This window comes from Nigerium sp. (assembly GCF_039811905.1).
Taxonomy (GTDB): Bacteria; Actinomycetota; Actinomycetes; order Propionibacteriales; family Propionibacteriaceae; genus Propioniciclava.
Genome location: NZ_JBDHZL010000106.1, coordinates 1 through 9,496, shown reverse-complemented (window position 1 = coordinate 9,496; position 9,496 = coordinate 1). Strand labels below are relative to the sequence as shown.

Genomic DNA, 9,496 nt, shown 5'->3' with positions numbered 1-9,496 from the left:
GGGCGCCCGCGGTCGCGTCCTCCCTGGGGAGGCCCCAGGCGCCCAGGCGCAGACGCCCCAGCGCCCAGACGCCGCACCGCACCGTCCCGGGAAGTCGCCCACCAGCGAAGCCGTGTGACAACCTCCACATCAGAGTGTGGAGAGTGTCAGGTAGAAACGCCCACGCCCCGGGGGCGTTCAGGGACGTCCCCCGTTGGCGCACCCCACACCGCCCAGCACACTGGGGGTCGTGCCGAACCTGCCAGAGCTCCGCCGCGAGCGCGCCGACCGCATGGTCGCCGGCGTCTGCGGCGGGCTGGCCCGGCACTGGAACCTCGACCCCCTCCTCCTGCGCCTCGGCATGGTCGTCGCCGCGGTCGCGACGGGCGGGTCGGCCGCGCTGGGTTACATCGCTTTGTGGCTCCTGTTGCCCGAGGTCGGCGACGATCGCCCCCTCCCCGCACCCATTCGCGACTGGTCGCCCGGCAAGCTCGTGGCCGTGGTCGGCATCGGGGTCGTGCTCGTGTCCATCGCGACGCCCGGCCACGGCGCGGTCGGAATCCTCCCGGTCGCGGCGCTCGCCTGGTGGTTCCTTCACAGCCGCAGCGCCTCCCGGCCTGGTCCTCCGCCCGGCCACCCCAACCCCCCGGACGCCGCCCACCCGCCGGCGTCCCCGGCGCTCGAGCCCCCGGCGCCCGAGCCTCCGCAGCCCCTCTGGACGCCGCCGCCCGCCGCGAATCGCGCGACGATCCCCGTCCCGCCGCAGCGGCCCATCCCGCCGCCCCCGATCCCGGCGCCGCGCCCACGCCCGCGCGTCTGGCCGCTCGTCCTCTGCCTCGCTGGCTGGGCGGCGCTCACCTGCCTGGCCGTGGCGGGCATCGGGGTGCCTCCCCTGGCCTGGTGGTCGGTGACGCTGCTCGCGCTCGGCATCGCGCTCGTCGCGTCCGGACGCCACACCCGCCGGCCCTGGGCCCTCCTGCCCGTCGCGATCGTCGTCGCGCTCTGCACGGCCGGCCTCCTCACCGAACGCCTCAGCCCCGAGATGCCGGCCCCCGCGGGCGTCGTGTCCTACACACGGGCGTCCGCCATGCCGCCGAACTCCACCCTGCCGGTGGGGTCGCACACGCTCGACCTGTCCGACCTCGAGGTCGATCGTTCCCTCGAGCGCGAGGTCACCCTGCAGATGGGTCAGCTCACCGTCCGCCTGCCCGACGACGCCAACGTGGTCGTCTCGTCGAACGTCGGCCTCGGCACCGTCCAAGCCCCCGACGGCACGCAGACCACCGTCGACAACGCCGACAGCTTCTCCTCCCTCCCCGATCCGGGCGGGCCCACCCTGACCCTCAACCTCGACGTCAACGCCGGCAAGGTGGTGATCGAGCGATGAGGCGTCCACAAGGGCCCGCGACCGTCTCGGGGGCCATCTGCATCGTCCTCGCCCTCTTGGGGCTGTGGGCCTCCTTCGGACGCCCCTCCCCCGGCCTGCTGGCCATCGCGATCCCGGTGGCGATCGTCGCGGTCGGCACGCTCGCGCTCCTCACCTCCCGGCAGGCATCCTGAACCCCTCGACCCTCCGAAACCGACCCACGAAAGGAACCCTCATGAAGTCCTCGTTCACCCGCAGCACCAGCGACCGCTTCCTCCTCGGCATTTGCGGCGGCATCGCGCGGATGCTCGGCGTCGAATCGCTGTTCATCCGCATCGCCATGGTCGTCGCCGTGATCTTCCTGCCCGGCCCGGGCTGGCTGCTCTACCCGGCGCTGTGGCTCGTGATGCCCGACGACCAGGGCGGTGCCGCCGGCTACCAGGTCATCGCCAACGCCATCCAGAAGAACAAGATCGACCGCCGCTGACTGCTGGCGGGGGCACCATCGCCGCCCCCGCCGAGCGCCCGGACGCCCCGCCGACCCACCCGGCCGGCGGGGCAGAATAGGCGGGTGAGCGCCAACGAACCGTCCTGGACCAAGAACTACCAACCGGGGGTCCCCGCCGAAATCGACCTCCCCGACGAGCCGCTGACGGCGATGTTCGAGCGCTCGTGCCATCTCGGCGGCCGCGGTACGGCCCTGGAGTTCTTCGGCGCCCGCACCTCGTATGCGCGCCTCGGCGACCAGGTCGCCCGCGTCGCGGAGGGGCTGCGGAAGCTCGGCGTCCACCCCGGCGACCGCGTGGCGCTCGTCCTCCCCAACTGCCCGCAGCACGTCGTCGCGTTCTACGCGGTGCTGCGGCTCGGCGCGATCGTCGTCGAGCACAATCCCCTCTACACCGCGGCCGAGCTCGGCCGCATGGTGGCCGATCACGGCGCCCGCGTCGCGATCGCATGGGACGCCGCGGCCGCCAAGCTCGACGGCCTCGTCGAGACCGTCGTCGCCGTCAACCTCCTGGACGCCATGCCGCGCCTCAAACGCGCGGCCCTCGCGCTGCCCCTGCCCGCCCTGAAGAAGGCCCGCGCCAAGCTGCACGCGCCCGCCCCCGGGTCGTTGACGTGGGCGAAGCTCGTCTCGTCGCGGCGGCTGAAGGCGTCCCATCCCCGGCCCCGACCGGCCGATCTCGCGGTCGTCCAGTACACGTCGGGCACGACGGGCGCGTTCCGCGGCGCGATGCTCACGCACCGCAACCTGTACGCGAACGCCCTCCAGGGCGCGGCCTGGATGAAGGACGCCGTCGACGGCCGCGAGACCATCTACGCCGTCCTGCCGATGTTCCACGCGTTCGGGATGACGCTGTACCTCACCTTCGGCATCCTCAAGCGGGGGCATCTCGTGCTGTTCCCGACGTTCGACGTCGACATGGTGCTCGACGTGGCCCGCCGTCGCCCGCCGACCGTGTACTGCGCTGTCCCGCCGATCTACGAGCGCACGGCCCGCCGCGCCCGCCAGCGCAAGATCGACCTCACCTCGGCGAAGTTCTGCATCTCGGGCGCGATGCGCCTCTCCGACCCGGTCGTCGAGCTCTGGGAGTCGGTCTCCGGCGGGTTCCTGGTCGAGGGCTACGGGCTGACGGAGGCGTCCCCGGTCGCGCTCGGCAACCCGTTCTGGCCGACCCGCCGCACCGGGACGATCGGCGTCCCCTTCCCGTCGACGCTCATGCGCGTGGTCGACCCCGAGGACCCGACCCGCGAGGTCGCCCAGGGCGAGCCGGGCGAGCTGCTGCTGCACGGGCCGCAGGTCTTCTCCGGCTATTGGAACGACCCGGACGCCTCCGCCGCCGCCCTCCTGCCCGGCGGCTGGCTGCGCACCGGCGACATCGTCACCGTGGACGCCGACGGCTTCGCCACGGTCGTCGACCGGCTCAAGGAGATCATCGTCACGAACGGCTTCAACGTGTCGCCGTCGGAGGTCGAGGAGGTCCTCGCCGGGGCGCCGGGCGTCTCGGCGTGCGCGGTCGTGGGCATCCCGAAGCCGAACGGCGACGAGCGCGTCGTCGCGGCGATCGTGCCCGAGCCGGGCCACCCCCTCGACCCCGACGCCTTGCGCTCCTTCTGCCACGAGAGCCTGGCGGGTTACAAGGTGCCGCGCCGGTTCGTCGAGGTCGCCGAGCTGCCGACGTCCATGCTGGGCAAGGTGCTGCGACGGCAGGTGCGCGACCAGGTCGCCGAGCGGCTGGCCGCGTGAGCGTGCTGCCGCACCCGGGCACCGGCGTCCCGCTGCCGTCGCCGGCGCTGCCCGGCTCCGGCTGGCCGGGCGACCCCGCGACCGCCGAGACGCCCGTCGCCACGGACGCCGCCGGCGTCGCCCGGCTCGCCGCGGGCGCGGCCGCGCTCGCCGACCTGGACGCCGCCGTATCCGTCTGCCGCGCGTGCCCCCGCCTGGTCGCCTGGCGCGAGCAGGTCGCCCGCGAGAAGCGGGCCGCCTATGCGGGCGAGCCGTACTGGGGGCGTCCGGCGCCGTCGCTGGGCGACCCGGACGCCCGCGCTCTCATCGTCGGCCTCGCCCCCGCCGCCCACGGGGCCAACCGGACCGGACGCATGTTCACCGGCGACCGCTCCGGCGACTGGCTGTTCGCGGCCCTCCACCGGGCGGGCTTCGCCTCCCAGCCGACGGCGACGCACGCGGGCGACGGGTTGCGGCTGACCGGCGTCCGGATCACGGCGTCCGTCCACTGCGCCCCGCCGGCGAACAAGCCGACGACCGTCGAGACGGCCACGTGCGGCCTCTGGCTCGACCGGGAGCTGACCCTGCTGGAGCCGCAGCTCGGCGGCGTCCTAGCGCTCGGGTCGCTCGCGTGGAACGCGACGATCGCGGCCGCGCGCCGGCTGGGTTGGTCGGTGCCGCGGCCCAAGCCGGCGTTCGGGCACGAGGCGACGGCGTCCCTGGGGCTGCCGTCCGGACGCTCGCTGGCCCTGATCGGGTGCTACCACGTGAGTCAGCAGAACACGTTCACCGGACGCCTCACCGAGGAGATGCTCTTGTCTGCGCTCGCTAGACTGAAGGAGTCCTCGTTGAGGGCTTGACTAGCCCGGACGCTTCGGAAAGGAAGTCATTATGGGACTCTTCGGCAACAGCGGCGGCCGCTACCCGCGCGGCGCGGCCGGCCTCGGCGCCCGCCTCGGGCAGGCGCTGCGCGGTTACAACGACCCCAACGCTCCGCAGCCCAGCCGCGGGCGTGAGCCCCGCGGCGCGGCCGGCCTCGGCGCGCGCCTCGGGCGCATGCTGCGCGGCCGGTAAACCGTCCGCAGCGCCCGATTCGAGGCCTCGTCCCGGTTCTCCGGGGCGGGGCCTTGTGCATTTCCAGCAGAACGTGACCGTTTCGTTGCCCGGGGGTGCCCTCTCACCTGTGAGACTAGGCGACGCAAGCCCGTACTCGGAAAGGAAGAACCATGGGACGTGGTAGGCAGCCTCGCGGAGCAGCGGGCCTGGGAGCTCGGCTCGGCCAGAAGTTGCGCGGATACAACCCCGACGCTCAGCCGGCACCGAAGGGCGGCTGCGGCTGCGGCGGGTGTGGGCGCTCCGGCGTGATGATGATGGGCCTGTCCGGGCTCGTCGCGTCCGTCATGGGCATGAGCAAGGTCGCCCCGGCGACGGCGGGTTCGCCGGCCGCGCGGGTGGCGTCCCGGTTCGTGCGCTCGTACCAGGCGAACGTCGCCGCGCACCGCGGCGTCGACGTGTGCAACTACACGCCGTCGTGCTCGGCGTACGGCCTCGAGGCCGTCGAGCGGCACGGCGCCGTGCGCGGCACCGCGATGGCCGCGGCCCGCGTGGCGCGTTGCGACGGCCGGCACGGCGGTTACGACCCGGTCCGCTGAATCACCGCTGACAAGCACGAAGGACGCCGCCCGCGCTCGCGCGGGCGGCGTCCTCGCGTCTGGGCGAGCTTTCTGCCGAACCTCAGGACGCGGCTGGATCGTCGGAGCGCCGGTCGTCCACGCCGGCCAGCGCCCACCGGACCACCCGGACGCCCACCCCTCCGACCGCCCGCGCGCCGCGCGGCGGCCGCAGCCCCAGGGACGCCAGCGCCCAGCCCGGCAGCACGGACAGCCCGCCCGCGGTGATCATCGAATAGCCGGCGCGCGCCACGCCGGTGAGCGGGGGCGTCCGCAGGAGGAAATCCGCGGCGTCCAGCGCCGCCGGGGACGCCTCCAGCTCGGCCCGGTAGCGCTCGATCGTCGCCTCCAGGGCGGCGACGTCGGTCGGCGGCTCCGGGACGCCGAGCTCCGCCGCCGGGACGGCCGCCTGCCGGACGTAGGTGTCGGCGTCCGCGGGCGACAGCGGCGGCGTCCCGTAGGCGCGGTAGGCGGCCAGGAAGCTCCAGATCTCGGCGGCGTGCACCCACGCGAGGAGGTGCGGGTCGGACGCCCGGTAGGGCCGCCCGCGGTGGTCCTTGCCCCGGACGCGCCCATGCACCTCCCGGACGCGGGCGATGGTCGCCCGCGCGTCGGGGATCGTGCCGTACGTCGTCACCGCGATGTAGTCGCTGGTGCGCTGGAGGCGTCCCCAGGGGTCGCCGCGGTAGCCCGAATGCCCGGCGACCCCGGCCATCGCGGCCGGGTGCAGCGACTGCAGCAGCAGCGCGGCGACCCCGCCGGGGAACATCGCCGCGTCCGCGTGGACGCGCCAGATCGGGTCCGCCCGCGAGAACCAGCGCTCGCCGGGCTTGCCCCAGATGTCGACGGCCCGCTCAGCCGCCGTGTCGCCGGCGACCCGCGAGCGCACCAGCTCGCCGAGGCGCCGCTGCGCCCACCGGACGCCGGCCGGCCCGTCCACCGCTCACTCCCACTCGATCGTGCCCGGCGGCTTGCTGGTCACGTCGACGACGACCCGGTTGATCTCGCGGACCTCGTTGGTGATGCGCGTCGAGATGCGCTCCAGCACGTCGTAGGGCAGGCGCCCCCAGTCGGCGGTCATCGCGTCCTCGCTGGTCACGGGCCGCAGCACGATCGGGTGGCCGTAGGTGCGCTGGTCGCCCTGGACGCCCACGCTGTGCACGTCGGCGAGGAGCACGACCGGGAACTGCCAGATGTCGCGGTCGAGCCCGGCGGCGGTCAGCTCGGCGCGGGCGATCGCGTCGGCCTCCCGCAGCAGGTCGAGCCGTTCCTTGGTGACCTCGCCGATGATCCGGATGCCGAGCCCCGGCCCCGGGAACGGGTGCCGCCACACCATCTCGTCGGGCAGCCCCAGCTCGGTGCCGACCGCGCGCACCTCGTCTTTGAACAGGGTGCGCAGGGGCTCGATCAGGGTGAACTGCAGGTCGTCGGGCAGGCCGCCGACGTTGTGGTGGCTCTTGATGTTCGCCGCGCCGTCGCCCCCGCCGGACTCGACGACGTCGGGGTAGAGCGTCCCCTGCACGAGGAACTCGATGTCCTCGTCGGCGTCGATCGTGCGGACGGTCTGCTCGAACGTCCGGATGAACTCGCGCCCGATGATCTTCCGCTTCTGCTCCGGCTCGCTGACGCCGCTCAGCGCGGTGAGGAACTGCTGCTCGGCGTCCGCGACGACGAGCTTGACGCCGGTCTGCGCCACGAAATCGGTCATCACCTGCTCGCGCTCGCCCTGCCGCAGCAGCCCGTGGTCGACGAACGCGCAGGTGAGCTGATCGCCGATCGCCTTGCTCACGAGCGCGGCCGCGACCGCCGAGTCGACGCCGCCCGACAGGGCGCACAGCACCTTCTTGTCCCCCACCTGCGCGCGGATCGCCGCCACGGACTCCTCGACGATGTTCGCCGGTGTCCAGTCGGGCGTGCAGCCCGCGATGTCGAACAGGAACTGCTGCAGCAGCGTCTGCCCGTGCTCGGTGTGCATGACCTCCGGGTGCCACTGGACGCCCGCCAGCCGCCGCCCCACGTCTTCGAACGCCGCGACCGGGGCGCCCGGCGTGCGGGCGAGGTCGACGAAGCCCTCGGGGCTCGCGTGCACCGAGTCGCCGTGGCTCATCCACACCCGAAACGCCGGCGGCAGCCCCGCCAGCAGCGTGCCCTGCTCCCCCACGGACGCCTCCGTGCGGCCGAACTCCGACAGCCCCGTCTTCTCGACGGTGCCGCCCAGCGCCTTCGCCATGGCCTGGAACCCGTAGCAGATGCCGAACACCGGGACGCCCTGGGCGAACAGCTCCGCGTCGACCCCCGGCGCCCCGTCGGCGTACACCGACTGCGGCCCGCCCGACAGGATCACCGCCGCCGGCCGCTTCGCCATGATCTGCTCGACCGACGCCGTGTGGGGCATGATCTCGGAGAACACCTTGGCCTCGCGCACCCGGCGGGCGATGAGTTGGGCGTACTGCGCCCCGAAGTCGATGACGATGACGGTGTCGTGAGTCTCGACGGCGTCGCGCAAGTCGGTCATGGACGCCAGCATATCGGCGCCCCACGGCCGGTTCGGACGCCGCCCGCGCGCGGCGCGGCCGTCCGGGTGGACGCCCGCCACCCTCCCGCCACCCTTCCCGGCGCAGGGGCCGGCAGCAGGCCGGCCACCGGCGGCGGCGTCCACGATGTGGTCGCCGATTCCGTCTCGCGGACGCCCGCGCCCTGGGGATCTGCCCCGCCGGCAGGTAATTTCGCACCATGCAGACCTATGAAGACGTCACCGAGCTGATCGGCCGGACCCCGCTGGTCAAGATCAACAAGCTCTTCCCCGAGTCGAAGGCGACCGTGTACGCCAAGCTCGAGTTCTACAACCCCGCCAACTCGGTCAAGGACCGTATCGGCGTCGCGATGGTGGACGCCGCGGAGGCGTCCGGACAGCTCAAGCCGGGCGGCACGATCGTGGAGGCCACCTCGGGCAACACCGGCATCGCGCTCGCGATGGTGGGAGCGGCCCGCGGCTACCACGTCGTCCTGGCGATGCCGGAGACGATGTCGAAGGAGCGGCGCGCGCTGCTCCGCGCGTTCGGCGCGGAGCTCGTGCTCACGCCCGGCCCCGAGGGCATGCGCGGCGCGGTCCAGAAGGCCGAGGAGCTCGGCCAGGGCGAGGGCGCGGTGCTCGTGCGACAGTTCGAGAACGAGGCGAACCTGCGGATCCACCGCGAGACCACGGCCGAGGAGGTCTGGAACGACACCGACGGCGCCGTCGACGCCTTCGTGGCCGGCGTGGGCACGGGCGGCACGGTCTCCGGCGTCGGCCAGGTGCTCAAGGAGCGCAAGCCCGAGGTGAAGATCGTCGCCGTCGAGCCCGCCGAGTCGCCGATCCTGTCCGGCGGCAAGCCGGGCCCGCACAAGATCCAGGGCATCGGCGCGAACTTCGTGCCGAAGATCTACGACGCCGAGGCCGTCGACGAGGTCATCCCGGTGGACGCCGAGACCGCGGTCGAGACCGCCCGCGCGTCCGCCGCGCAGGAGGGCATCCTCTGCGGCATCTCTGCCGGCGCGGCCCTCGCCGCCGCCGGGCAGGTCGCCGCGCGCCCCGAGAGCGAGGGCAAGACGATCGTGGTGATCGTGCCCGACTTCGGCGAGCGCTACCTCACCACGCTGCTCTACTCCGACCTGATGGACGCCTGAGCGCCGCCTTCGCCAGCGACGACGCACGAGGGGCCGGGCGACCGGCCCCTCGTGCGTGTCCGGCCGCGGGACCGTATCGTGTGCCCATGAGCGAGACACCCGCGGAACTGCTCCGGCTGCGTTCGAGCATCGACAACCTCGACTACGCGCTCGTGTGTCTGCTCGCCGAGCGGTTCAAGATCACGCAGCAGGTCGGCGTCCTGAAGGCCGAGCGGGGCCTGCCGCCCGCCGACCCGTCCCGCGAGGAGCAACAGATCGCGCGGCTGCGCCGGCTCGCGACGCAGGCCGGGCTCGACCCGGAGTTCGCGGAGAAGTTCATCACGTTCATCGTGCGGGAGGTCGTCCGGCACCACCAGCTCATCGCGGCCGCCGGCGACGCGGACGCCGACGCTGCCATCGCCGACCCCGACACCCCCGCCTGAGCGTTGCCCGGCCCCGACGTTCACGCCGTGCTCAACCCGGCCCGGCGCGGCTACGGGCGGGCGCGGGCGGCGCTGGAGGCGTCCGCGCGGGAGGCGGGCCTCGGGCTGGTCGTGCACACGACGACGGTGGCCGAGCCGGGCGGGCCGCAGGCGTCCCGGGCGCTCG

At 73.7% G+C, this 9,496-nt stretch carries 11 protein-coding genes; 9 read left to right on the top strand and 2 right to left on the bottom strand.

The window, feature by feature from the left end:
* Positions 1–229: 229 nt before the first annotated feature.
* The 7 genes from WMJ97_RS12980 to yidD all read left to right on the top strand — a co-directional run bounded on the left by WMJ97_RS12980 (position 230) and on the right by yidD (position 5,224).
* A complete protein-coding gene (locus tag WMJ97_RS12980; RefSeq protein WP_347349423.1) occupies positions 230–1,366 on the top strand; it encodes a PspC domain-containing protein in 1,137 nt (378 codons plus the stop codon).
* Positions 1,363–1,539, top strand: coding sequence for a hypothetical protein (locus WMJ97_RS12975; RefSeq protein WP_347349422.1), 177 nt, complete (start codon positions 1,363–1,365; stop codon positions 1,537–1,539). The genes WMJ97_RS12980 and WMJ97_RS12975 overlap by 4 nt, the downstream gene beginning before the upstream one ends.
* Before the next feature lie 41 nt (positions 1,540–1,580).
* Positions 1,581–1,832 carry a PspC domain-containing protein gene (locus WMJ97_RS12970; RefSeq protein WP_347349421.1) on the top strand — a complete coding sequence of 84 codons (252 nt, stop codon included), beginning with the start codon at positions 1,581–1,583 and terminating at the stop codon, positions 1,830–1,832.
* An 84-nt stretch (positions 1,833–1,916) separates the two neighbouring features.
* Complete coding sequence (locus WMJ97_RS12965; RefSeq protein WP_347349420.1) at positions 1,917–3,593, top strand: long-chain-fatty-acid--CoA ligase; 1,677 nt, start codon at positions 1,917–1,919, stop codon at positions 3,591–3,593.
* Positions 3,590–4,432 carry a uracil-DNA glycosylase gene (locus tag WMJ97_RS12960; RefSeq protein ID WP_347349419.1) on the top strand — a complete coding sequence of 281 codons (843 nt, stop codon included), beginning with the start codon at positions 3,590–3,592 and terminating at the stop codon, positions 4,430–4,432. The genes WMJ97_RS12965 and WMJ97_RS12960 overlap by 4 nt, the downstream gene beginning before the upstream one ends.
* A 31-nt stretch (positions 4,433–4,463) precedes the next feature.
* Complete coding sequence (locus WMJ97_RS12955; RefSeq protein WP_347349418.1) at positions 4,464–4,646, top strand: hypothetical protein; 183 nt, start codon at positions 4,464–4,466, stop codon at positions 4,644–4,646.
* Between the two features lie 152 nt (positions 4,647–4,798).
* Positions 4,799–5,224, top strand: a complete 426-nt coding sequence (gene yidD, locus WMJ97_RS12950; RefSeq protein WP_347349417.1) for a membrane protein insertion efficiency factor YidD — start codon at positions 4,799–4,801, stop codon at positions 5,222–5,224.
* 82 nt (positions 5,225–5,306) lie between these two features.
* On the opposite strand, the gene WMJ97_RS12945 is transcribed toward yidD, so the two are convergent.
* Positions 5,307–6,182, bottom strand: a complete 876-nt coding sequence (locus WMJ97_RS12945) for an oxygenase MpaB family protein (protein ID WP_347349416.1) — start codon at positions 6,180–6,182, stop codon at positions 5,307–5,309.
* 3 nt (positions 6,183–6,185) lie between these two features.
* Complete coding sequence (gene guaA, locus WMJ97_RS12940) at positions 6,186–7,757, bottom strand: glutamine-hydrolyzing GMP synthase (protein ID WP_347349415.1); 1,572 nt, start codon at positions 7,755–7,757, stop codon at positions 6,186–6,188.
* A gap of 218 nt (positions 7,758–7,975) precedes the next feature.
* On the opposite strand from guaA, the gene cysK reads away from it, so the two are divergent.
* Together cysK and WMJ97_RS12930 are read left to right on the top strand one after the other, a co-directional pair.
* Entirely contained in the window at positions 7,976–8,908 is a 933-nt protein-coding gene (gene cysK, locus WMJ97_RS12935) for a cysteine synthase A (RefSeq protein ID WP_347349414.1), read from the top strand.
* A gap of 86 nt (positions 8,909–8,994) precedes the next feature.
* Complete coding sequence (locus WMJ97_RS12930; protein WP_347349413.1) at positions 8,995–9,330, top strand: chorismate mutase; 336 nt, start codon at positions 8,995–8,997, stop codon at positions 9,328–9,330.
* Positions 9,331–9,496: the final 166 nt, after the last annotated feature.

Bases quoted from the DNA above. Each gene is read 5' to 3' on its own strand.
- WMJ97_RS12975 (WP_347349422.1), top strand. From the start codon at position 1,363: ATGAGGCGTCCACAAGGGCCCGCGACCGTCTCGGGGGCCATCTGCATC.
- WMJ97_RS12970 (WP_347349421.1), top strand. From the start codon at position 1,581: ATGAAGTCCTCGTTCACCCGCAGCACCAGCGACCGCTTCCTCCTCGGC.
- WMJ97_RS12955 (WP_347349418.1), top strand. From the start codon at position 4,464: ATGGGACTCTTCGGCAACAGCGGCGGCCGCTACCCGCGCGGCGCGGCC.
- yidD (WP_347349417.1), top strand. From the start codon at position 4,799: ATGGGACGTGGTAGGCAGCCTCGCGGAGCAGCGGGCCTGGGAGCTCGG.
- guaA (WP_347349415.1), bottom strand. From the start codon at position 7,757: ATGACCGACTTGCGCGACGCCGTCGAGACTCACGACACCGTCATCGTC.
- cysK (WP_347349414.1), top strand. From the start codon at position 7,976: ATGCAGACCTATGAAGACGTCACCGAGCTGATCGGCCGGACCCCGCTG.
- WMJ97_RS12930 (WP_347349413.1), top strand. From the start codon at position 8,995: ATGAGCGAGACACCCGCGGAACTGCTCCGGCTGCGTTCGAGCATCGAC.